The sequence below is a fragment of the Microbacterium sp. AC132 genome (assembly GCF_979258525.1).
In genome coordinates this window covers 2375232-2397604 of record NZ_OZ409862.1, presented here as the reverse complement: position 1 = coordinate 2397604, position 22373 = coordinate 2375232, and the positions used below count along the sequence as shown (strand labels likewise).

Annotated in this window: 26 protein-coding genes; 8 read left to right on the top strand and 18 right to left on the bottom strand. The window is 69.0% G+C overall.

What is annotated here, in order from left to right; genetic code table 11:
- Nucleotides 1-81: 81 nt before the first annotated feature.
- Complete coding sequence (locus tag ACZZZQ_RS11390) at nt 82-1440, bottom strand: cytochrome P450 (RefSeq protein ID WP_285364630.1); 1359 nt, start codon at nt 1438-1440, stop codon at nt 82-84.
- A 175-nt stretch (nt 1441-1615) separates the two neighbouring features.
- Here ACZZZQ_RS11390 and ACZZZQ_RS11385 point away from each other — a divergent pair, with 175 nt between their 5' ends.
- Nucleotides 1616-2053 carry an SRPBCC family protein gene (locus ACZZZQ_RS11385; protein WP_053097622.1) on the top strand — a complete coding sequence of 146 codons (438 nt, stop codon included), beginning with the start codon at nt 1616-1618 and terminating at the stop codon, nt 2051-2053.
- A gap of 62 nt (nt 2054-2115) precedes the next feature.
- On the top strand, nt 2116-2940 hold the full coding sequence (locus ACZZZQ_RS11380) for a lysostaphin resistance A-like protein (protein WP_463507583.1): 825 nt from the start codon (nt 2116-2118) through the stop codon (nt 2938-2940).
- A 3-nt stretch (nt 2941-2943) separates the two neighbouring features.
- On the opposite strand, the gene ACZZZQ_RS11375 is transcribed toward ACZZZQ_RS11380, so the two are convergent.
- Nucleotides 2944-4128, bottom strand: a complete 1185-nt coding sequence (locus ACZZZQ_RS11375) for an alcohol dehydrogenase catalytic domain-containing protein (protein ID WP_056280245.1) — start codon at nt 4126-4128, stop codon at nt 2944-2946.
- 192 nt (nt 4129-4320) lie between these two features.
- Between ACZZZQ_RS11375 and ACZZZQ_RS11370 the strand changes: the two genes are divergently transcribed.
- Together ACZZZQ_RS11370 and ACZZZQ_RS11365 are read left to right on the top strand one after the other, a co-directional pair.
- Nucleotides 4321-4665 (top strand): DUF7882 family protein, encoded by a 345-nt coding sequence (locus tag ACZZZQ_RS11370; protein WP_053097624.1) that lies wholly within the window; start codon nt 4321-4323, stop codon nt 4663-4665.
- 66 nt (nt 4666-4731) lie between these two features.
- Nucleotides 4732-6135: a threonine/serine exporter family protein gene (locus tag ACZZZQ_RS11365; protein ID WP_463507582.1), complete on the top strand. Its 1404-nt coding sequence runs from the start codon at nt 4732-4734 to the stop codon at nt 6133-6135.
- Nucleotides 6136-6154: 19 nt separating this feature from the next.
- Here the strand turns inward: ACZZZQ_RS11365 and ACZZZQ_RS11360 are convergent, their stop codons facing one another.
- The 11 genes from ACZZZQ_RS11360 to ACZZZQ_RS11310 form a co-directional block, all read right to left on the bottom strand.
- The gene (locus tag ACZZZQ_RS11360) at nt 6155-6499 is read right to left on the bottom strand and encodes a cupin domain-containing protein (RefSeq protein ID WP_463507581.1); all 345 of its coding nucleotides are present in this window, start codon (nt 6497-6499) and stop codon (nt 6155-6157) included.
- Between the two features lie 60 nt (nt 6500-6559).
- Complete coding sequence (locus tag ACZZZQ_RS11355) at nt 6560-7648, bottom strand: alkene reductase (protein ID WP_463507580.1); 1089 nt, start codon at nt 7646-7648, stop codon at nt 6560-6562.
- Nucleotides 7649-7710: 62 nt separating this feature from the next.
- Nucleotides 7711-8346, bottom strand: coding sequence for a DUF1684 domain-containing protein (locus ACZZZQ_RS11350; protein ID WP_056279558.1), 636 nt, complete (start codon nt 8344-8346; stop codon nt 7711-7713).
- Between the two features lie 33 nt (nt 8347-8379).
- The gene (locus ACZZZQ_RS11345; protein ID WP_053097629.1) at nt 8380-8955 is read right to left on the bottom strand and encodes an NADPH-dependent FMN reductase; all 576 of its coding nucleotides are present in this window, start codon (nt 8953-8955) and stop codon (nt 8380-8382) included.
- A gap of 93 nt (nt 8956-9048) precedes the next feature.
- Nucleotides 9049-9522, bottom strand: coding sequence for a MarR family winged helix-turn-helix transcriptional regulator (locus tag ACZZZQ_RS11340; RefSeq protein ID WP_072591758.1), 474 nt, complete (start codon nt 9520-9522; stop codon nt 9049-9051).
- An 84-nt stretch (nt 9523-9606) separates the two neighbouring features.
- A complete protein-coding gene (locus ACZZZQ_RS11335) occupies nt 9607-10554 on the bottom strand; it encodes an ABC transporter substrate-binding protein (protein WP_053097631.1) in 948 nt (315 codons plus the stop codon).
- Entirely contained in the window at nt 10551-11321 is a 771-nt protein-coding gene (locus ACZZZQ_RS11330) for an ABC transporter permease (protein ID WP_072591759.1), read from the bottom strand. The genes ACZZZQ_RS11335 and ACZZZQ_RS11330 overlap by 4 nt, the downstream gene beginning before the upstream one ends.
- Nucleotides 11318-12052, bottom strand: a complete 735-nt coding sequence (locus tag ACZZZQ_RS11325) for an ABC transporter permease (protein WP_230100418.1) — start codon at nt 12050-12052, stop codon at nt 11318-11320. The genes ACZZZQ_RS11330 and ACZZZQ_RS11325 overlap by 4 nt, the downstream gene beginning before the upstream one ends.
- A 124-nt stretch (nt 12053-12176) precedes the next feature.
- Nucleotides 12177-12632, bottom strand: a complete 456-nt coding sequence (locus tag ACZZZQ_RS11320) for a MarR family winged helix-turn-helix transcriptional regulator (protein ID WP_053097635.1) — start codon at nt 12630-12632, stop codon at nt 12177-12179.
- A gap of 1 nt (nt 12633) precedes the next feature.
- Nucleotides 12634-14355 (bottom strand): MDR family MFS transporter, encoded by a 1722-nt coding sequence (locus tag ACZZZQ_RS11315; RefSeq protein ID WP_082297877.1) that lies wholly within the window; start codon nt 14353-14355, stop codon nt 12634-12636.
- A gap of 107 nt (nt 14356-14462) precedes the next feature.
- Entirely contained in the window at nt 14463-15353 is an 891-nt protein-coding gene (locus tag ACZZZQ_RS11310) for a helix-turn-helix transcriptional regulator (RefSeq protein WP_372984907.1), read from the bottom strand.
- 102 nt (nt 15354-15455) lie between these two features.
- Here ACZZZQ_RS11310 and ACZZZQ_RS11305 point away from each other — a divergent pair, with 102 nt between their 5' ends.
- Both ACZZZQ_RS11305 and ACZZZQ_RS11300 read left to right on the top strand, forming a co-directional pair.
- The gene (locus tag ACZZZQ_RS11305) at nt 15456-16700 is read left to right on the top strand and encodes a multidrug effflux MFS transporter (protein ID WP_463507579.1); all 1245 of its coding nucleotides are present in this window, start codon (nt 15456-15458) and stop codon (nt 16698-16700) included.
- A 41-nt stretch (nt 16701-16741) separates the two neighbouring features.
- Nucleotides 16742-17767 (top strand): zinc-dependent alcohol dehydrogenase family protein, encoded by a 1026-nt coding sequence (locus ACZZZQ_RS11300; protein WP_463508097.1) that lies wholly within the window; start codon nt 16742-16744, stop codon nt 17765-17767.
- Nucleotides 17768-17833: 66 nt separating this feature from the next.
- Here the strand turns inward: ACZZZQ_RS11300 and ACZZZQ_RS11295 are convergent, their stop codons facing one another.
- The 4 genes from ACZZZQ_RS11295 to ACZZZQ_RS11280 form a co-directional block, all read right to left on the bottom strand.
- Complete coding sequence (locus tag ACZZZQ_RS11295) at nt 17834-18190, bottom strand: hypothetical protein (RefSeq protein WP_053097638.1); 357 nt, start codon at nt 18188-18190, stop codon at nt 17834-17836.
- Between the two features lie 81 nt (nt 18191-18271).
- The gene (locus tag ACZZZQ_RS11290) at nt 18272-19084 is read right to left on the bottom strand and encodes a DUF1206 domain-containing protein (protein ID WP_053097639.1); all 813 of its coding nucleotides are present in this window, start codon (nt 19082-19084) and stop codon (nt 18272-18274) included.
- Nucleotides 19081-19755 carry a phosphatase PAP2 family protein gene (locus ACZZZQ_RS11285; protein ID WP_295103721.1) on the bottom strand — a complete coding sequence of 225 codons (675 nt, stop codon included), beginning with the start codon at nt 19753-19755 and terminating at the stop codon, nt 19081-19083. The genes ACZZZQ_RS11290 and ACZZZQ_RS11285 overlap by 4 nt, the downstream gene beginning before the upstream one ends.
- 7 nt (nt 19756-19762) lie before the next feature.
- A complete protein-coding gene (locus ACZZZQ_RS11280) occupies nt 19763-20023 on the bottom strand; it encodes a DUF6458 family protein (protein ID WP_053097641.1) in 261 nt (86 codons plus the stop codon).
- A gap of 116 nt (nt 20024-20139) precedes the next feature.
- Here ACZZZQ_RS11280 and ACZZZQ_RS11275 point away from each other — a divergent pair, with 116 nt between their 5' ends.
- Together ACZZZQ_RS11275 and dinB are read left to right on the top strand one after the other, a co-directional pair.
- Nucleotides 20140-20802, top strand: coding sequence for an arsenate reductase/protein-tyrosine-phosphatase family protein (locus ACZZZQ_RS11275; RefSeq protein WP_308418026.1), 663 nt, complete (start codon nt 20140-20142; stop codon nt 20800-20802).
- Between the two features lie 60 nt (nt 20803-20862).
- Complete coding sequence (gene dinB / locus ACZZZQ_RS11270) at nt 20863-22059, top strand: DNA polymerase IV (protein ID WP_463507578.1); 1197 nt, start codon at nt 20863-20865, stop codon at nt 22057-22059.
- A gap of 10 nt (nt 22060-22069) precedes the next feature.
- Here dinB and ACZZZQ_RS11265 read toward each other — a convergent pair whose 3' ends face one another.
- Nucleotides 22070-22363 (bottom strand): DUF7882 family protein, encoded by a 294-nt coding sequence (locus tag ACZZZQ_RS11265; RefSeq protein WP_463507577.1) that lies wholly within the window; start codon nt 22361-22363, stop codon nt 22070-22072.
- Nucleotides 22364-22373 lie beyond the last annotated feature (10 nt).

Below are 22373 nucleotides of genomic sequence, written 5' to 3'. Positions count from 1 at the left end.
CTTCGTCGGTGTGGCCAGTCCGGTCAGCATGCCGGGGCGGAACAGCCGATGCGCGCCCCTTGACAGAACGCGCTCACCCACTCAGTGGAAGGGGCACCCACGGGACGCGGGTGCCGATGACGATGCCGATACGGATGCCGCCGAGCGCACCGCACCGCCGGACCGCGGCTTGGTGGGCAGCCGACGCCGGTCGACGTCGAGCCCTTCGTCGAGGATCCGCAGGTCGGGGTCGCTGAGCACCGTGATCGCCGCGGCCAGCCCTGCGATCGCGAGCTTCTCGCCCGGGCAGCGGTGACCCGTCGGGACGTCGGCGCCACCATGAGGAACGAATGCGGCGAGCGCTTCGTAGTCCTCGATGTCGCGGAAGCGCTCGGGGTCGAACCGCTGGGGGCGCGCCCAGAAGCGGTCGTCCGTGTTGGTGCCCTGCAGGTCGAGGACGACGCGTCCTCCGGCATCCACCGTCTGACCGTCGATCTCGATGTCCGCAGTGGCCCAACCGGGAAGCATCGGAACGAAGGGAGAGGTGCGACGGATCTCCTGCGCGAACATGATCGACAGCGGTCCGCCGACGACCGACCCGCGCTCGACGGCCTCGGCCGCGATGCGCTCGCGCCAGTCGGGACGCTCGTGCAGCTCCTTCGCGGCGAAGGCCACGAACCGGGCGACTGCGATCATCGGACGGATGCTGTTCTGCAGCTCGACACCGGCGACGCGCGCCGGGAGCAGCTCGCCGTCCTCGTCGCGGTGATGCGCCCACACCTCGAGCGCCGTGCCCGATTCGGCGCGCAGCGAGCCGTGCCGCACCGCCTCGATGAGCCGAGCGGAATGACGGTCCGACCACCACCGGTTCGCCAGGGCGGCGATGTACACCGGCGAGTACGGCGAGCCGAAGCCGTCGACGATCTGGGCGAGCCGCGCCGCCCATCGGGTCTGGGCCGCCGGGGTGCCCGGCACACCCGCCCAGCCCATGATCGCCCGGCCCAGCGCGCCGACGGCCGCGTCGTAGGCGCTGCGGGTGCCGCCGTCGAGCCACGCCCGGCGCTCGCTCTGCCATTCGCGCTCGAGCCAGGGCGTGAGTCGTGCGACCTGCTCGTCCTCGTAGAGGGCGCCGACGAAGGCGGCTTTGCGGTGCCGGTGGGCTGTGCCGTCGAGGCTGTGCACGGAGCCGTGCCCGAACAGGCTCTCCTGCACGATCGCGGGCATGGCTCCGGAGCGCGCGATGCGGGTCTCGTCGTAGAAGAGCTCGACCCCCTCCACTCCCCTGACGAAGACCGCGTCACTGCCGAGCAGCCGCATCGGCGCCGATCTCGCACCCGGCGGCACCCGTCGCCAGATCCGTGCCCCGAACCCGTAGCCGCGGGTCAGCAGGGTGGGAGCGTCGTCCTGTGCCAGTGCGCCGAGCTTTCGCGCCGCACGCGCGGGGATGTCGATGAGTGCCATGCTGCGACGTTCGCAGAGACGTGGTCGCCGAACCAGGGGGAGGCGCGAGCGGGGCCTCTGTGCTAGTGCCTCACTCGTGCCGCGCGACCCGCACTCCCCCACGCGCGGTCGTCAACCCCCTGTCTGCGAATCGGAAGCCACGCGATCATCGTCACGACGCGAGAGGAGTTCCGACATGGCGAAGAACGTGCGCACGATGGACTGTCAGCCCGACGATGTCTTCCGGGTGCTGGGCAACGGTTGGCTGTACCCGGCGTGGGTGGTGGGCGCCTCGCGCATGCGCGACGTCGATGAGTCGTGGCCGCAGCCGGGCGCGGAGCTGCATCACTCGGTCGGCGTCTGGCCCGCTCTGCTCGACGACACGACCGTGGTGGAGGAATGGTCGCCGCCGAACCGCATGGTCATGCGCGCGAAGGGTTGGCCGATCGGCGAGGCCCGCGTCACTCTGCGGGTGCGGTCGTATGACGGCGGCACGATGGTGCGCATCGACGAGGAACCGGTGAACGGCCCCGCCACGCTGCTGCCCGGTCTGCTGACCGCTCCCCTGCTGCGCTGGCGCAATTCCGAGACCCTGCACCGTCTCGCCTACCTCGCGGAGGGGCGCGCGTCCTGACCCGCTCCTGCCCATATATTGGGTCGTGAGCCGCGACCTCCGCGGATGCGGAGGGATGCACGATGACCGATGTGACGCAGTCCGCCTGGCGACGCTTCTGGGAACAGGGCGGCTGGTGGCGGGCCGTCATCCTCGTGGTCGTCTACTTCGTGCTCTACAACGGGCTGTCGCTGCTGTTGACCCCGTTCGCGGCTCAGATCGAGGATCCGCAGAGCGCGGCGGGGATCCTCGTGTTCTACGCGATCCCGGTTCTCGTCGGCTGCCTGCTGCTCATCGGCTTCGCGGCATCCGTCGGCTGGCTGGGTGAGATCTTCCGTCCGCAGCCGATCCGCGGACGCGGATGGATGTGGATCGCGATCGCCGTCGTGCTCCTCTTCAACGTGCTCCACCTGTTCGCCATCGACTACGGAGCGGCCGGATTCGAGGTCGTCGCGACCTGGCTCCTCGCCGGACTGTTCATCGGCTTCGCCGAGGAGGTGCTGACGCGCGGCCTCGTGGTGAACCTGCTGCGCAAGGCGGGTCAGCGTGAGCTCGTCGTCGCGGTGATCTCCTCGGCCCTGTTCGCCCTGCTCCACGCCGGCAATCTGCTCACCGGCCAGTCCCTGTTCGCGACCCTCATCCAGCTGGCCTACACCTTCGCGTTCGGCATCTGCATGTACCTCGCGATGCGCGTGACCGGGACCATCGTCGCGCCGATCCTGCTGCACGCCAGCACCGACCCGAGCATCTTCCTGCACACGGCGTACCCGGCGGAGAGCGCGTTCGGCTCGATCGCGAACCTCGGCAACATCGTGGTGATCGTCGTCGGCGTGATCTGCCTGTTCTTCATCCGAGGTCGCGTCGAGCAGACGCAGGCGGCGGCCCCGGGTGTCGGGGCCGCCGCCTGACTCTCACGCGGCAGACGGTCGCAGCACGACCTTGATGCAGCCGTCCTCCTTGCGCTGGAAGGTGCGATAGAGCTCCGGCGCATCCTCGAGCGGGGCATCGTGCGTCATCAGATCCATCACGCCGAGGGGGTCGGAGAGGTCTTCGACGAGCGGCATCAGATCGTCGGTCCAGCGCTTCACGTTGCACTGGCCCATACGGATGCCGATCTGCTTGTCGAACAGGGTCTTCATCGGCAGGATGTCGGCATCGCCCGCGTAGACGCCGCTGAGCGACACCATGCCGCCCCGGCGCACGACGTCGATCGATGCGTACACGGCGGCGAGTCGGTCGATCCCGGCCTTGTCGAACACGGCGCGGGCGGCCGGATCCGGCAGCAGTCCGACGGCCTTCTGCACGAGGGCGACGCCGGCGTTGCCGTGCGCCTCCATGCCCACGGCGTCGACCACGGAATCCGCGCCGCGTCCGTCGGTGAGGTCCCGCAGCTCGGCCACGACGTCATCCGTGAGGTCGAAGACCTCGACTCCGTGGCGTGCCGCCATCTCCCGGCGTTCCGCGACCGGGTCCACGGCCAGCACCCGGTATCCGCGGTGCGCTCCGATGCGGGCTGCGAACTGCCCGACGGGGCCGAGCCCCATCACCGCGAGCGTCCCGCCCTCCGGCACGTTCGCGTACTCCACACCCTGCCAGGCCGTCGGCAGGATGTCGCTGAGGTACAGGTACCGCTCATCGGGGAGATCGGACGCGATCTTGATGTGGTTGTAGTCGGCGAGCGGGACGCGCAGGTATTCGGCCTGCCCGCCCGGCACCTGGCCGTAGAGCTTGGTGTAGCCGAACAGCGCAGCGCCGCTGCCGTACTCCTTCACCTGCGTCGTCTCGCACTGCGACTGCAGGCCGCGCAGGCAGAAGAAGCAGTGCCCGCACGAGATGTTGAAGGGGATGACGATGCGATCGCCGACCGCGAGGTCGCGCACACCGCTGCCCACCTCCACCACGACCCCCATCGGCTCGTGGCCGAGGATGTCGCCCTTGTCGAGGAACGGTCCGAGCAGTTCGTAGAGGTGCAGGTCCGAACCGCAGATCGCCGAGGAGGTGATCCGGACGATCGCATCGGTCGCGTGCTCGATGGTCGGATCCGGTACCTCCTCGACCGCCACGTTGCGCGTTCCCTGCCAGGTGAGTGCCTTCATCGTCATCCTCCTCGTTACGTGTCGAACGGCCACCCTCCATCGACGGCGCGCGAAGTGACAGAGGGTTGACAGGCGGTTCCTGAACGTTCGACAGGCGCGGTGCACATCGGAATATGGGAAACTGGATCCACCATCGGTGATCATTCGATACGCCTCGTCTCGCGGGCACTGTGGCGTACTGGGGAGATCATCATGGGCAAGTTCATCTACGAGGGCACCGTCAAATCGGACATCGAGGACAGGGCGCTCACGCACCTGCAGCTCGTGATGACGGCGAAGCTCAGGAGAGGCGAGCCCTTCTCGTTCTCCTGGCGCGAGGACATGGCTGTCGGCGGCGGTCGGACGACTGTCTGGGTGCACGCCGGCAGCTCCCTCGTCTTCAAGTACAGCGGGAGCCGTCAGCCGCAGATCAACCGCGCGTGGATCGAAGCGCTGGCGTTCACGGCGAACGCCCCCGGCGGTCTGCGCCTGGTGAGCGAGCCGGCCGAAGGCACGGCGCCGCCGGTCGAGCGCGTCGAGGTTCCGGCGCAGGCCTGACGGATCTTCTCCTCCCCAGTCCTCGCGGCGTCGGATGCACCGGTCGCGAGGAGGAAGAATGGGATCGTGTCCCCGAATCCCCAGCGGCGACTGCTCGCCTCCGTGCGCAGGATCCTGCACACCGATCCCTCATCCGTCGCCCACACCGAGGCGATGCCGATCATCGACGAACGCACCGTGCCGCGTGTGCTCGACCTCGCGACCCGCATCGGCGAATCGATGTTCGGGGTCGGCGCCTCGGCGCACGAGGTCACGCTGGCCATCACCCGCATCTGCGCCGCGTACGGCATGCGGGACGTGCAGGTCGATGTCACCTACAACTCGATCACGGTCTCGTTCCACCTGAGCGGTGAGGTCTGGCCCGAGACGCTCGTGCGGGTCGTGCGCGTCGCCGCCCCCGACCACGCCAAGCTGCAGAGAGTGCAGGCCCTGGTCGCCGACATCGACGACGGACTGGATCTCGAATCGGCCCGCTCGACCTTCCGTGCCCTGCGGCGCGTGCCCTTCGGCTACCAGCAGCCGGTGGTCATCGTGGCACGAGCGCTGCTCGCCGTCGGAGTGAGCATCATGCTCGGGGCCTCGCCGCTCATCGTCGGTCTCACGTTCGTCGCGGCGCTCTGCGCGGCCTTGACCCAGGCCGGCCTCGCGCGCGTGCGCGTTCCGCTGTTCTTCAGTCAGATCGCCGGAGGGTTCGTCACCACGGTCGTCGCGGTCGCCGTCTCGGCCCTCGGGGCCGCCGGCATCGAGCCCTTCGTCGGCATCCGACCATCGATCATCGTCGCGTCGGGTATCGTGCTCATGCTCGCCGGACTCACCGTGGTGGGGGCCGCGCAGGATGCGATCGACGGATTCGCGCTCACCGCAGGCGGACGCATCCTCGATCTGACGATGCAGACGCTCGGAGTCGTGATCGGCATCCTCGTCGGCCTCGAACTCGGCAGCGTGCTCGGCTTCACGATGGGTCTGCCCGATGACCCGGCCCCGTTCGGTCCGCTCCTGAACCAGTTCGCGGGGGCGATCATCATCGCGATCGCCGTCGCCGTCTTCAATGGCGCGGGTCTTCGGATCATCCTCGTCAGCGCGCTGCTCAGCGCCGTCACCATCGCCGGCTATTCGACGATGGTCGGTCTGAACCTGCATCCGGCTGCGGCGAGCGCGATCGGCGCCCTGCTCGCGAGCTTCATCGGGATGCTGATCGCGGTGAAGCTGCACGTCCCGTCGGTCGCGGTCACCACGGCCGCGATCGTGCCGCTCGTGCCCGGTGTCGCGGTTTTCCAGGGCCTGCTCGAGATGATCCACGCGGCAGGGTCGGCATCCGGGGTCGTCGGCATCGGCGGCTCTCTGGTCGATGCCGCGGTGATCGGAATCGCACTGGCTTCGGGCGCATCGCTCGGCCTGTATCTGGGAACGCCCGTGCGCGCCACCCTCAGCAGCGTCGCAAAGAACCGGGCGCGGGTCGTCCGGCGCTGAGCCGAACGACGCGAGCGACTCAGACCTGGGGTCCGAGCGCGCCGCCGCCGGACTCCCCCGCGGCGTCGCCCTTCAACTCGACGAGGATGGTGTGCGTCGACGTAGCCCCCGTGTTCTCTCCCCAGTGGCGTTGGGCCGGCAGCCAGACGGCCTGACCCGCGGTCAACGACGTGTCGAAGGTGCGCTCCCCCGCTGACAGACGGCGCGAGAAATCGCTGAGGGTCACCATCACGCTGTTCGGATGATCGTGAGGAGTCGTGCGGTCGCCCGGCTCATCCGTGTACTCGAGCACGCGCACGAGATCGTTCTCCCAGAGCGTGCGGTAGTGATCGGGGTTGGTGACAGTGGGATCGTCGGTGACCATGCGGTCACAGTACGCTCCGATATTCCGCGCCGACAGGGGTACTTCGCGCAGCCGCGCGCGTCAGGCGTCGGCGCGCACGGTCTCGAGCGACGGGTAGTCCGTGTATCCCTCGGCCGTGCGTCCGTAGAACAGCGCAGGGCGCGGCTCGTTGAGCTCGGCGTCCTGACGCCAGCGCTCGACGAGGTCGGGGTTCGCGATCACCGGACGACCCGCTGCCACGGCGTCGGCCCATCCCTCCGAGACGAGCATCTCGGCCTCGTCGCGGGTGGTCTGCGCGGCGAATCCGGAATTGACGATCAGCGGGGCACCGGCCGTGCGGCGGATGCTCTGCACGAGCTCGCTGGTCGGCACGGCACTGAGCACGTCGATGAATGCGAGGCCGAGCGGTGCGAGGCCCTCGGCGACGGCGAGGTAGGTGGCGAGTGCGTCGGCGTCGTCCTCCTCGAGGACGCCCTGGATGTTGTGCTGCGGCGACAGACGGATGCCGGTGCGGTCGGCCCCGACCGCCTCAGCCACCGCCGACGTGACCTCGATCGCGAACCGCGCGCGGTTCTCGGGCGATCCGCCGTACTGATCGTCACGGATGTTCGACACCGGCGAGAGGAACTCCTGCACGAGGTAGCCGTTCGCGCCGTGCACCTCGACGCCGTCGAAGCCCGCGGCGATCGCGTTGCGTGCGGCCTGGACAAACTGCTCGACGACCATCGGGATCTCGTCGAGCGTGAGAGCGTGAGCGACCGGCATGTCGACCTTGCCGACCGGGGTGTGCGTCTGGCCGGGGGCGGCGAGCGCGCTCGGGCCCACGACACGCGGCTCACCGGAGATCTCGGGGTGCGAGACGCGGCCGCCGTGCATCAGCTGCATGACGATCGTGCCGCCGGCCTCGTGCACGGCGTCGGCGATCCGCCGCCATCCGTCGATCTGCGCGGGAGTGACGATGCCGGGCTGCCCGGAGTACGACTTGCCCTCGGCAGCCGGCCACGTGCCCTCGGAGATGATGAGACCCTGGCCCGCGCGCTGGCGGTAGTACTCCACCATCGTCTCGGTGGGCACACCGTCGTCGTCCGCACGGGTGCGGGTGAGCGGCGCCATGACGACGCGGTTGGACAGCGGGAGGGCGCCGAAGACGGCCGATTCGAAGAGGGTCACGCTCAGGGACAAGCGCCCTGGGGTGCCGAGTATTCCCCTGCGGAGATATGCAGACCGGATGCTCAGTCGGCGACGCGGCCGTACATCTCCCCTACGGGCACCGCGACCTCGAGCACATTGCCCGGCTGGGCGAGCGGGCAGGCCCACGCCGGGTCGTAGGCGCACGAGGGGTTGTAGGCGAAGTTGAAGTCGAGCACGATCGTGCCGCGCTCGGCATCCGACCCGAGGTCGGCGCCCTTGATCGTGTCGATCAGATAGCGGCCGCCTCCGTAGGTTCCTCCCGGACGACCGGCGAGAGCGTCGCGCACGGGGATGAAGATCCCGCCGCCGTAGGTCGTCAGACGCCACACGTCGAGCGACCCGGTGTCGGGGACCTCGACCCTGCCGATGCGCTCGAAGGGAACCACGCCGTCGGTGCCGGTCGCGAACTCGAAGCCCCCGGGCTCGGCCTCGAGGATCGGCAGCTCGAAGCGCCACTGCGGATCGTACGACGCGATCGGGAGCCCTTCGAACAGCGGTCGATCGTCGGCCATCAGCGGGGTCGCCGCATGGTGCAGCAGCAGGTCGTCGCGCTCGATGCGCCAGAGCTCGTGCGCGTCTTCGGCGGAGTCCGCCCGACGCACGGCGTCGTAGAGGGCGAAGACACGGCGTCGCCAGTCGACGACCTCTGCGGCGGTGCGGGCTTTCGTGAGCGTCATGTGGTTCAGGCTACGCGGCTCGCGCCCCCGGGTTCACACGTCGGTGTCGCGCGGCAGCACCGTGAGCACGCGTTCGATGTGGTCTCGGAACTCGACCAGGTAGTCGCGGAGGAAGGTCGCGGTGCCCTCGTTGTGGACCGTCCCGTCATCGGCGAAGGTGTCGGGCGAGAACTGGATGTAGGCCTCGGGCGCCGTCATCTGACGGGCGTTGCAGAAGCTCAGCACCCCGCGCAGGCTCTGCTGGGCGACCGCCGTGCCGATCGCGCCCACCGAGGCGCCGATCACCGCGGCGGGGATGTGGTCGAAGGAGTTCTGCCCCCACGGCCGCGACGCCCAGTCGATCGCGTTCTTGAGGCCGCCGGGGATCGAGCGGTTGTACTCGGGCGTCACGAAGAGCACCGCATCAGCCGAGGCGATGGACTCCTTCAGATCGACGGCCACCGCGGGGTAGTCGGCGTCATAGTCCTGGCTGTAGAGGGGGAGGTCTCGGATCGGGATCTCGAAGAACTCGAGATCATCCGGCGCCAGCCTGATCAGCGCCGTCGCGAGGATGCGGTTGATCGAGGTGGACGAGAGGCTTCCGACGAAGTATCCGACCCTGTATGCCATGACTGTTCCTCATTCCCGTAGTCGTGAGATCAGTCTCGTCCGGGCTCGCGTCTGCGTCCAGCCCCCGTGGCGAACGGGCCGCCGCGCTTCGGCTCAGTCGCCGAAGGCGGCGAGCAGCTCCGCGAAGTGGTCGAGATCCTCGGCCGTCCAGCGGCGCAGCCTCTCGCCGAGGCGCTCTTCGTACCGAGCGCGGGCGAGGGCCACCCGCTCCTGCGCCAGCTCCGTGGCGACGAGCACCCGCGCGCGGCGATCGTCCGGGTCGGGGACGCTCTCGACGAGACCGAGCTGCTCGAGTTGGCGCACGTGCCGGCTGACGGCCGACTTGTCGGTCTGCAGGCGCTCGATGATGGCGCCGGCCGAGGTCGCCTTGCCGGTGGCGATCGACGTGAGCACCTGGTATCCGAGAGGTTGCAGGTCGGGATGCACGGTGGTCGCGGCTTCGCGCCAGCTCACCCGGATGCGGGCGAAGAGCCTGCCCAGCTCGTGCTCGACCCTCGAGATCGCCTGATCGAGGTCAGGGGTTGCGGCGCCGTCTATCGGGGCGACTTCGTCGGACGAGGCACTCATGCTCGCCAGCTTACGATGAAGCCCCGCCGGCGCTGTGCCGGCGGGGCTTCGATCAGATCACCGACTCGTGATCCGTCCGCACGATCACTTGTCGAGCAGACCTGCGGTGGTGAGCCATTCTTCCGCCGCGGTCGCAGCCGACGCCTTCTCGTCGCCCTCGACCCGTTCGCGCAGATCGATCAGGTCGTCGGTGGTGAGCTTCGCGGAGATCGCATTGAGCACCTCGGCGAGCTTGTCGGTGTAGATGTCCTTCGAGAGCAGCGGGATGACGTTCTGCGCCGAGATCATGTTCTCCGGGTCCTCGAGGACGACGAGGTCCTCGGACTTGATCGCCGGCGACGTCGTGTAGATGTCGGCCACCTGCACCGTGCCGTCGACGAGCGCCTGCACCGTGTCGGGACCGCCGAAGTCCTCGTACGGGACGAACGTGACCTGTCCCGCTTCGACGCCCACGCCGTAGACGTCGCGCAGCCCCGGGATCCCGTAGCCGAGTTCGCCGAACTGCGGGTTCGACGCCAGGGAGAACGGCTCGAGAGCCTTCAGGTCGCCGATGGCCGTCAGGTCGTTGTCCTCGGCGGTCTTCTTCGTCACCACGTAGGCGTCCTTGTCCTCGGCCTCGGCCGAGTCGAGCACCTGCAGGTCGTCCGCGCCCACCGCATCCGGCAGCGCCGCATCGACGTCCTCGGTCGTCCGCTCCTCGTACGCCGTGTCGTAGTACGCCAGCAGGTTGCCGTTGTACTCCGGGATGAGGTTGATGGACCCGTCCTGCAGCGCGGGGATCGTCTGCTGGCGCGGACCGATGTTGAACTTGGTCGAGACGTCGAAGCCCTCGGCCTCGAGCGCCTGCGCGTAGATCTCGCCGAGGATCTCGCTCTCGGGGAAGGCGAAGGAGCCGACGACGATCGCGTCGCCCTCGGCGGCGTCACCGCCCGAGGACGTCGGGTCGGCGGTCGCGCAGCCGGCGAGCGCGACGGTGGTGCTGACGGCGAGCAGGCAGGCCGTCAGCCAGGTCTTACGGGCTCGAGAGGTCATGCGGGGGTCCTTTCGTCGACGATCGGCGCCACAGCGGCCTCCGACCTGTTTCGCTGCACACTGCGGAGGGGACGGCTCGTCTGCCCCCGAGTACGGGTGAGGCGCTGGAGGAGCGCGAAGACGCCGTCGACGCTCAGCGCGAGAACGGTCACCAGGAGCGCCCCGCCGAGGATCACGGTGTAGTCGTTGAGGCCAATGCCCGACGAGATGATCCGCCCGAGGCCGCCGAGTCCGACGTACGACGCGATCGTCACGGTCGCGATGACCTGCAGCGTGGCCGAGCGGATCCCGCCGATGATCACCGGCAGCCCGAGTGGGATCTCGACCTTGCGGAGGATCTGCATCTCGGTCATCCCGATCGCGCGCGCCGCATCGATCGACTCGCGGCTGACGCTCTCGAGCCCGGCGTAGGCGCCGGCGAGCAGCGACGGGATCGCCAGCAGCACGAAAGCGACGACGGAGCCGACGAGGACGGCCGGAGTGGTGCTGAGACCGGAGCGCAGCACCATCGTGAGGAAGAACAGGAGCCCGAGCGTCGGGAGAGCGCGCATCGCACCGGTGAAGCCGATCACGAACTGGCGACCGTGCCCCGTGTGCCCGATGTAGAAGCCGAGCGGCAGAGCGATCAGCATCGCGATGACGAGCGAGACGCCCGAGTAGATGAGGTGCTCGACGAGTCGGTCGCCGATGGGCAGCGGGCTCTGCGAGCCCGGCACCCAATTGGCGGGGTCGAGGATCCAGGCGATGGCGTCGAGGAAGAAGTTCATCGGACACCGGCCCCCGGGGGCGCGAGCACCCGACGGGTGCTGACACTGTCGGTCGCGGGGTCGGGGTCGGTCGGTGCGCCGCTCGTGCCGCGCACGCCGGCGGCGCGGCTCCAGGGCATGAGGACCCGCCCGATCGCCACGAGGATCAGGTCGAAGACGAGAGCGATGAGCAGGCTCATGACGATCCCGACGACGACCTCCTCGAGGATGCCGCGCTGCTTGCCGTTCTGGAAGAGGTAGCCGAGATTCTCCGAGCCGATGATCACGCCCACCGAGACGAGGGCGATGGTCGACACGGAGACCACGCGGAGGCCGGCGATCAGCACGGGGCCGGCGAGAGGGAACTCGACGCGCCAGAACCGGCCGCTGCGCGAGAAGCCGATGGCCTTCGCCGACTCGATGATCGACCGATCGACCGATCCGAAGGCGTCGGTCGCCGAGCGCAGCATGATCGCGACCGCGTAGATCGTCAGCGCCACGACCAGGTTCGTGTCATCGAGGATCCGGGTGCCGAGGATGACCGGCAGGATGACGAAGAGCGGCAGGGACGGGATCGTGTAGAGCAGGCTGCCCGTCGTGATGATGAACGTCCGGGCGACGCGATTGCGGCTGGCCACCCAGCCCAGCGGCACCGCGATCAGGAAGCCGAGGATGATCGGAATGATCGCCAGACGCACGTGATTGATCGTCAGATCGACGATCAATCCGAGGTTGGAGGCGATCCAGTTCATCCGAAGTACCGTTCTTTACGGTCTTGGGACGCCGAATCGCGAAGTCAAGACATTCGACTGAACCACAGAATATCGCTCTCGACAACCCGGGCCGACACGTCGCGTGATCGGCCCGGGCTCTCGGTCAGACCTCTGAGAGCAGACGGAACACCTTGCTTGCCGCGTGGATCTCGTCCTGCGTGAGCTCGGCCACGACCGTCCGCAGGCGCGAGGCGTGGTCGCTGCGCAGCTCGGTGAGGGCGGAGCAGGCCGACGGCGTCGCCGTCAGGACCCGCAGCCGGCCGTCACGCTCGTCCGGCCTCGACTCGATCAGGCCCAGCTCCTCGAGCATCCGCACCTGGCGACTGATGACGGACTTGTCCATCTCGAAGCGCTCGGCGAGCTCGTGAGCGCTGGCGGAGCCCGCCCGATCGATGAAGGTCAGCAGCTTGTAGCCGCCCACCTGCAGCTCGGGGTCGATGCGCGCCGCCGACTCCCTCCAGAGCGTCCGAGTCCTCGCGAAGATGAGGTTCAGATGCGTCTGGAGGTCGCCGAGGGCGGTGTCGACGTCGGCGGGCGCCGCCGCTTCGGAGGTGACCATGTCAGCGCCCCGACTCCCGCTCGTCGCGCTCGAGCACGGTCGTCACCGAGCCGGTCGAGGGTGAGGCGGACTCGGTGCCCGAGATGCGGATGGCTCCGGTCGACATGGTGGCGCCGACCTCGGCCTCGGAGACCTCGAGAACGGACTCCTCGGCCTGCTCGCGCAGCTGCTCGGCGGCGTTCTTCGTCGACAGCGGCTTGTTCTTGATGAACGCGATCGCGATGATGGCGATCACTGCGAGCGGAATGGCGATGATGAACGCATCCGCGATGCCGTGGCCGTAGGCTCCCTCGACGATCGTGCGGATCGTGTCGGGCAGCTGCGTGACCTTGGGCACATCGCCAGAGGCGAGGTGCTTCAGCGCGTCGATCTCATCGGGCGTCGTGGGAGTGAATCCCTCGAGCGCGTCGGAGATGTAGTTGCCGACGCTGGTCGAGAGCGAGGCGCCCATGACCGTCACGCCGATGGTGCCGGCGATCGTGCGGAAGAAGTTGACGTTCGACGAGGCGGCGCCCAGCTGCTGCGGCGCGGTGTCGTTCTGCACGATGAGCGTGAGGTTCTGCATGACCATGCCGAGACCTGCGCCGAGCACGAACATGTAGGTCGCGACCAGCGGGAACGGGGTGTCGTAGCGCAGGGTCGCCATCAGGCTGACGCCGATCGTGGTCAGCACGGAGCCCGTGAGCATCCATCCCTTCCACTTGCCGAAGCGGCTGACGAGCTGGCCGATGATGATCGACGCACCCATCTGTCCGACGATCATCGGGATCGTCATGAGGCCGGACTCGGTCGGTGTGGCACCGCGGGCGAGCTGGAAGTACTGGGCGAGGAACACCGAGGTCGCGAACATCGAGACGCCGATGGCGATCGACGCGATGACCGACAGCGTGAAGGTGCGGTTGCGGAACAGCGACATCGGCACGATCGGTTCCTTGACGAAGAACTCGACGGTGATGAACGCGGCGATCGCGACACCCGCGGTGACGGCGAGCATGATGCTGGTCGAGGAGTCCCAGTCGAACTGGCTGCCGCCCATCGAGACCCAGATGAGCAGGGTCGAGACGCCGACCGCGAGCAGCACGATGCCGAAGTAGTCGATCGACACCTTGCGGTCGCGCTGGGGCTTGGGCAGGTGCAGGGTGAACTGCAGCAGCACGAGGGCGAGGATGGCGAAGGGCACGCCGACGAAGAAGTTGGAGCGCCAGCCCCAGACGTCGGTGAGGAGTCCGCCGAGCAGCGGGCCGCCGATGGTGCCGAGGGCCATGATTCCGCCGACCACGCCCATGTACTTGCCGCGCTCGCGCGGCGAGATGATGAGGGCGACCGCGATCATCACGAGCGACATCAGTCCGCCGACGCCGATGCCCTGGATCACGCGGACCGCGATGAGCATGTTGGTGTCGGTCGAGAAGCCGGCGATCACGGTGCCGACCGTGAAGATGATCAGCGACAGCTGCACGAGGATCTTGCGATCGACGAGGTCGGCGAGCTTGCCCCAGATGGGGGTCGAGACGGCGGTCGCGAGGAGGCTGGCGGTGATGACCCAGGTGTACTGCGACTGGGTGCCGCCGAGGTCGGCGATGATGACCGGCATGGAGGTCGACACCACGGTGCCCGAGAGCACGGCGACGAACATGCCGACGACGAGGCCCGAGATCGCGGTGAAGACCTCGCGAGGCGAGCGCACCGCGTCGCCTGAGGAGGTGGGTGAGATGTGTGTCACAGTGGAGAGCTCCTGTGTAGAAAGTTGATAAGAGTCAACTATACGCCTATTGGTTGCGAAAGTGCAACTGTAGACCGGAGGCAACCATCTGTCGATGGAGTGGGACGCTAGCCGCGGCTCTCGTCCTTGGTCGGCTCGACGACGCGCTGGTCCAGGGACCACGACGCGAGCAGCGCGAGACGCTCGGCCGAGGGCGAGCCCGGCTCGGCCGAGTAGATCAGCAGCACGTTGCCCGGCTCGGCGGTGATCGCGAGCTCCTCGTACGCCAGGGTCAGCTCGCCGACGAGCGGATGCCGGAACCGCTTCGTGCCCGCGCCGTGGATGCGCACATCGTGCGCCGCCCACAGCCGGCGGAACGTCTCGCTGCGCGTCGACAGCTCGCCGACGAGATCCTGCAGACCCTTGTCGTGCGGATCCCGCCCGGCTTCGGCTCGCATGATCGCGACGCACATCTCGGCGAAGAGATCCCAGTCGGGATAGAAGTCGTGCGCTGCCGGGTCGAGGAACTGGAAGCGCGCGAGATTCGGGGTGCGGCCGCCGTCGCCGATCACCGGCGAATAGAAGGCTCGGGCGAGATCGTTCGTGGCGACCAGGTTCTGGTGGGGGTCGCGGACGAACGCGATCGCATCGGTGATCGACGACAGCGCCCACTGCAGGCTGGGTCGTGCAGCCCCGGGCTTCGCCGACCGGCGACGCGAGCGGCCGCTCGACGGGATGCCGTCGGCGGCGCGGGCGAGATCGAGCAGATGCGCGCGCTCGGCATCGTCGAGTTGAAGGGCTGACGCGAGCGCGTCGAGCACCGCGGCGGAGGCGCCGGCGATCGCGCCGCGCTCGAGCTTCGCGTAGTACTCGACGCTGACTCCGGCGAGCGCTGCGGCCTCACTGCGCCGCAGGCCGGCGACACGTCGGTTCCCGCCGGCCGGGATGCCGACCGACTCGGGCGCGACACGCGCGCGGCGGGTCATCAGGAACTCGCGGACCTCGGATCTGTTGTCCATGCTCAGGACGCTACCCCCGACCGTGCTTCGGAGGGAGGTTCTCGCAGTACACCCCTCGACAGGGACTCCCTCGGAGCACCCGACAGGCGCAGAGTGGACAGCATGACATCCGCAGCCCGCCCCTCCGTCGACCGGGTGCTCCCCGCCCTGCTGCTTCTGCTGACCGTCTTCGGGCCGATCTCGATGGACCTCTACCTGCCCGCTCTTCCGGCTCTCACGGCAGCGCTGGGCGCCGCCACGTCGGTCGCGCAGCTCACCGTGACCGCCTGCCTCATCGGTCTGGCGGCCGGTCAGCTCATCGCCGGGCCGGTGTCGGATCGATACGGCCGCCGCGGCGTCCTGCTCATCGGCATCGTGGCGTACATCGTCACGTCGATGCTGTGCGCGATCAGTCCGACGGTCGAGCTGCTGATCGCCGCCCGATTCGTGCAGGGACTCGCCGGCGGCGTCGGCATCGTGATCGCACAGGCAGCCGGGCGTGACGTCTTCTCCGGCGGGACGCTGATCCGCTTCTACGCGCGGCTCACCGTCGTCGGCGGCTTCGCGGCGATCGTCGGCCCGCTGCTCGGGGGCCTCCTCAACACGATCATCGACTGGCGGGGACTCTTCGTCTTCCTCGCCGTCATCGGCGCCGCCATCCTGATCATCGCGCTCGCGCGGTTCGGGGAGACCCTGCCGATCGAGGCACGGACGACCGGCGGTCTGACCCGCACCCTGAGCGACTATCGGACGCTCCTGCGAGACCGCGTCTTCGTCGGCGCCGTCCTGAATCAGGGGCTGATGTACGCCGCGCTCTTCGCCTACCTGTCCGGCGCGACGTTCGTGCTGCAGGACATCTACGGCCTGTCGCCCCTCGGCTACGCCCTCGCGTTCGGCGCGAACTCCGCGGGATTCATGGTCTTCGGCCACCTGGCCGGCCGATTCTCCGAACGAGGGCACGTGCACGCCGTCCTCGCCGCCGGTGTCGTGGTCGCGACCGTCGGCGCTCTCGGCCTGCTCGCCGCCGGACTCACGACGATGCCGCTGTGGGTCGTGCTCGCGTCGCTGTACGCCCTTGCCGCGGGCGTCTCCATCTCGTCTCCCCCGGCCACGACCCTCGCTCTGGTCGGATACCCGCAGATCGCCGGCACCGCCTCGTCGCTTCTCGGGATGGTGCGGTTCAGCTTCGGGGGCATCGCCGCCCCGCTCGTCGGCGTCGCCGGGGCCTTGAGCATCCTGCCGCTCGGCGTGGTCACCGTCTCCGCGACCGTGCTCGCGGCCGTCACCCTGGTGCTGATCGGCACCGCACGCGGGCGCACGCCACGGCACTCGCCGCACACGACCTCATCCGCCGCCCTCACCCACTGAAGGAGAACATCATGAGCACAGACACCGTCAGCACCCGCACCATGCGCGCCGTCGTCATGCACGCCCCCGGAGACGTCCGCGTCGAGGAGGTCCCCCGCGCTTCCGTCGTCGAGCCGACGGATGCGGTCATCCGCGTCACCGCCGCCTGCATCTGCGGCTCGGACCTCTGGCCCTACCGCGGCATCGAGCCGGTGGACCACCCCACACCGATGGGTCACGAGTACATCGGCGTCGTCGAGGAGGTCGGCGACGCGGTCCGTGACATCGCGGTCGGCGACTTCGTCGTGGGATCCTTCGTCGCGTCCGACAACACGTGCGAGATCTGCCAGGCGGGATTCCAGTCGCGCTGCATCCACCAGGTCATGATGGGCGGCGTCGGCACCCAGTCCGACTACGCCCGCATCCCTCTCGCCGACGGCACTCTCGTCGCCGTCGAGGGCGATCCGACCCCCGCGCAGACGCGCAGCCTGCTCGCGGCATCCGACGTCTTGGGCACCGGATGGTTCGCCGCCGTGGCCGCCGAGGCGGGGCCGGGCAAGACCGTCGCCGTGGTCGGCGACGGAGCCGTCGGCCTGCTCGCGATCCTCGCGGCCAGGCAGCTCGGAGCCGAGCGGGTCATCGCGATGTCCCGCCACGCCGACCGTCAGGCTCTGGCGACGAAGTTCGGGGCCACCGACATCGTCGAGGAGCGCGGTGACGCAGGCGTCGCGAAGATCAAGGAGCTCACCGGAGGGTACGGCGCCCACTCCACCGTCGAGGCGGTCGGCACCCAGGAGTCGATGATGCAGGCGATCCACGCCACGCGTCCGGGTGGACACGTGGGGTACGTCGGCGTGAGCCACGGCGTCGAGCTCGACGGCCTGGACCTGTTCTTCTCGACCGTCAGCCTTCTGGGCGGGCCGGCGCCGGTGCGCCGCTTCCTGCCCCAGCTGATCGACCTCATCATGACCGATCAGATCGATCCGGGGGCCGTCTTCGATCTGACGCTGCCGATCGAGCAGGCGGCCGAGGGCTACAAGGCCATGGACGAGCGCCGCGCCACCAAGGTGCTGCTCACCACCGACTGATCAGAACCTCCGACGGCGGCGGGCGCCTTTCTCGTGCCCTCCGCCGTCGGCGAAGGAACCTCGCGGTCAGCGTGCCGCCGCGGCCGAGCCGTCGAGGTCAAGGTCCACATCGACGTACCAGTCGCTGTGGCCGCCGTGCTCTCCCGAGTCCGGAGAATCGGGATAGAGGCGGTGCGCCTGCAGCTTCGCCGCGTGCTCGCTGAAGTCGGGCTCGTCGTCATCGAACTCGTGCGGCCCGACCAGCAGGTCGTTGCCCACGCCGATCACGAGGTCGGCGCAGTCCTCGCGCCCGCCGACGAGGATGGGGATCTCGACGGCGTCGGCCTCCCCCTCTTTGGCGACGGCTGCGGCGAGAGTCACGAGAGAGTCCGCCACGTCATCCGTGGTCACCAGCTGCTGGCCTGCGTACGAGACGATCTTCATGGATCCATCCTGGCCGACTCGGCCGATCCGCAGCGCAGGGTTGCGCGGCGGCGCACGGTTCGATATGCGGGCGGGGTCAGCTCACATCCGGGCGTAGCGGGCGCGGGCGAAGCAGAACAGGCCGTACAGAGCGAGGCCGGCACCGACCACCCACAGGATGACGGCGCCGAACGGGAGTCCGGCCAGAGCGCGCAGCGCCGAGTCCAGGCCGCCGGCGGTCTCGGGGTCATGCGTGAGCGCCGCGATGACGAACAGCACACCCGCGACCCCGACCGCGATGCCCTTGGCGACATAGCCGGCCGTTCCGAAGGCGGCGATGCCGGATCGCGCTTTTCCGGACGGCACGGACAGATGCTCCATGAACGCGCGAGTGATGCCCCGGACGACGAAGGCGACGCCGACGGCCGCCACTCCGAGTCCGACGAGCACGAGGAGCACGACGCCGGCCGGCACCGCGAGCAGCTTCGCGCTGAACGACTGGGAGGATTCGGACGACTGCGACTGGCCCCCGAGCGCATAGACCAGAGCCGTCGCGCCGATCGCGAGATAGGCGACAGCCGTGCCGAGGAACTTCGCCCGGTGCGCCCACTTCTTCTTCGCGTCGGGATCGCGCTCGACGACCGCCTCGGCGATCTGCCAGATCGCGAGAGCGAGCAGGCCGAGCACGATCAGCCACAGCAGGAACACGCCGGCGGGAGACTCCTGGATCTGCTGCATAGCACCGCCCTGATCGGCGTTCTCGCCGCCGCCGCCGGTCGCGATCGAGATCGCGATGCCCCCGATGAGGATGTGCAGGATGCCGAGCACGACGTAGCCGACGCGGGCGAGGACGCGGAAGGCGGTCGAGTCCTGGGCGGCTCTCGCGGTGGAGGCGGCCGAGTCGCGAGTGTTCATGGGTTCACGGTGCTTTCGATCGGTTCTTCGGAGATGTCGGGAGTGGGGGTCGCAGACGCGAGGCGCCGCGCACGGATCGCCTCCATGCATGCCCAGACGAATGTCGCGACGGCGACGCCCTCGAGCATTCCCGCGACGACGTCGCTCAGCCAGTGGGCATGCAGGTAGGTGCGGCTCCACATCATGAGGAGCACCCACACGATGCCCACGACCCAGACCCATCGACGACGGAGCACGAGTGCGAGGACGACCACGACGGTCGTGGCGACAGCCGTGTGCCCGGATGGAAAGGACGTCGCGACGCTCTCGGCGAGCGAGTCCGCCGGTCGCGTGCGCCCGATCACTGCCGCCATGGTCGCGCCGATCGCCACGACGGCGACCATCGCGATCGCCAGCGTCGCGGCATCCCACCGCCGGCCGCGCCAGATGAGCGCAGCGATCAGCAGCGCTCCGACGACGATCATGCCGATAGTGCCGCCGACCACCGCCGGGACCCAGGCGACGACGACCCAGATGTCGCTGGTCAGCGCGACCATGAGGTCGTGCCACCAGACGTCGATCGCGAGCGGCTCGTGACCGCCGAGGGCGACCACCGCCCGCAGCACGACGAAGGCGAGGGTCGCCGCGACACCGACGACGATCGCGCCGGTGCCGCGCTGCACCTCGGTCACGCCGACATCAGGCGAGGGGCTCGTTGTCGCGCATGCTGCGACGGGTCACGCGGTCGCCGGTCGCCGGGTCGACGGCGGTGCGGTCGACGGTCTCGGTGCGACGGCTGCGCATCGTGAGGATGAGGCTGATCAGGAAGACGACGACTCCTGCGCCCATGAGGATGTAGCCGATCAGATCGAGATCGACGTAGCCGCCGGTGTCGATGTTGAGTGCGAAGACCAGGATCGCTCCGATGACGAAGAGCGCGATGCCGCTGCCGATGCCCATATGTCCATTCCTCTCCGAGACCGCGTCCGCGGTCTCGCGACGACCAGAATATGGTCAACACCGATTGAGTCAATACCCGTGGACACGTCCATCATCCCGTGATATGGATGGGAACGATGACTGATCTCGAACGCCGGGTGGCGATCTTCGCCGCACTCGCCGATCAGACGCGCCTGCGCATCGTCGACCTGCTCACCCTCGGCGACCTCTCGTCGTCGGAGATCGGCACGACGCTCGACCTGAGATCGAACCTGATCGCCCACCATCTCGGCGTCCTCGAGTCCGCGCGCATCATCACGCGCACGCGCTCGGAGTTCGACAGGCGGCGCAGCTACATCGGGCTCCGTCCCGAGGTGTTCGACACGCTCGCACCGCCGAGCGTCGCTCCCCCGCGCCGGGTGCTGTTCGTGTGCACCGCGAACTCGGCCCGATCGCAGCTCGCCGAGGTCATCTGGCGCGACGTGAGCGCGATCGACGTGGCCTCCGCCGGCACCCAGCCCGCCTCCGCGGTGAACCCCGAGGCGCTGGCGACAGCCGAACGCCACGGGCTGATCATCGACCCGGCCCGGCCACCCCGCCACGTCGACGAGGTGCGCACCGACGACGACCTGGTGATCACGGTGTGCGACGACGCGCACGAGCGGATGCTCACGGGCGACGACCTGCACTGGTCGGTGCGGGATCCTGCCAGGGTCGGCACGGCCGCCGCCTTCGAGAGCGCCTTCGACACGCTCTGCCAGAGGATCCGCGCGCTGTCGTCGCGGCTGATCGCGGCCTGACAGCCCCGGCCCGGATGTCCCCGGCCCGTGCGACGATCTGCACGTCGACGGGAGAACACGATGCGGGGCGAAGCCACCGTGCTGCACGCCGATCTCGACGCGTTCTACGCCTCGGTCGAGCAGCGCGATGCGCCTGCTCTGCGCGGCCGGCCCGTCATCGTCGGCGGAGGCGTGGTGCTGGCGGCGAGCTATGAGGCCAAGGCCCGAGGGGTGCGCACTGCGATGGGCGGCCGCCAGGCGCTCGAGCTCTGCCCGGATGCCGTCGTCGTCCCGCCGCGCATGGAGGCGTACTCGGCGGCGAGCAAGGACGTGTTCGCGATCTTCCGCGACACGACCCCGCTCGTGGAGGGCCTCTCGATCGACGAGGCCTTTCTCGAGGTCGGTGGGCTGAGGCGCATCGTCGGCACCCCCGAAGAGGTCGCAGTGCGGCTGCGGGATCGGGTGCGCACAGAGGTCGGCCTCGCCATCTCGGTGGGCGTGGCGCGCACCAAGTTCCTCGCCAAGGTCGCCAGCGCGGTCAGCAAACCCGATGGGCTGCTCGTGGTCGAACCCGACCGGGAAGAGCAGTTCCTGCTGCCGCTGCCGGTCGAGCGCCTGTGGGGCGTCGGGGCGGTGACGGCCGAGAAGCTGCACCGCTACGGGGTGCACACGGTCGGTCAGCTGGCGGAGCTCGAAGCGGCGACGGCCGAGCGGGTGCTGGGCAAGGCTGCGGGCTCGCACCTGCACGCCCTCGCCCGCCTGCGCGACCCGCGCCCGGTCGACACGACCCGGCGCCGCGGCTCGATCGGCTCGCAGCGCGCCCTCGGCTCGCGCGCCCGCACAGCGGACGAGCTCGACCTCTTCCTCACGCAGATCATCGACCGGCTCGCCCGCCGGCTCCGCGACGGCGAGCGCGTCTGCCGCACGGTCGTGCTGCGCCTTCGCTACGGGGACTTCGCCAAGGCGACCCGATCACGCTCTCTCCGGGCGCCGACCGATCGCACCGCGATCCTGCTCGACGTCGCGCGGACCCTGCTCGCCGCGGCCTGGCCCGAGATCGAGGCGCGGGGCATCACCCTCATCGGGATCTCGCTGTCGCAGCTCGACCGCGCCGAGAACGCGCCACCCGAACTGCCGATCGACTGGGGCGACGACGAACGACTCGACACGGTGCTCGACACCCTGCGCGGTCGCTTCGGCGCGGCATCCGTCTCGCGCGCCGCTCAGCTGGGGCGCGACCCGGGGTGGTCGAGTCCGATCCTCCCCGAGCACGAGTGAGCGCTCGACGTCAGAGCTGGTCGAGCACCAGTTCGCCGCGCGAGTTCAGCTGATCCATCATGTGGGCGACCCGTTTGGGGTCGATCCCGGGCATCGTCGGGTCATCGAACTCGAGCACCAATGGGATGCTGGGGTGCACCCAGATGGTCATGCGGCCGGACGATGCCTCGGGCTTCGAGAGCCAGGTCATCATGAAGCTCTCATTGCGGCGCAGCTTCGTGCCGATCACGATCTTCACGTGCGCCAGAGTGGCGTCCTCGATCTCGATCGCGGGCCGCGAGCTGTTGTACTCCAATTTCCCCATGATGAGAACT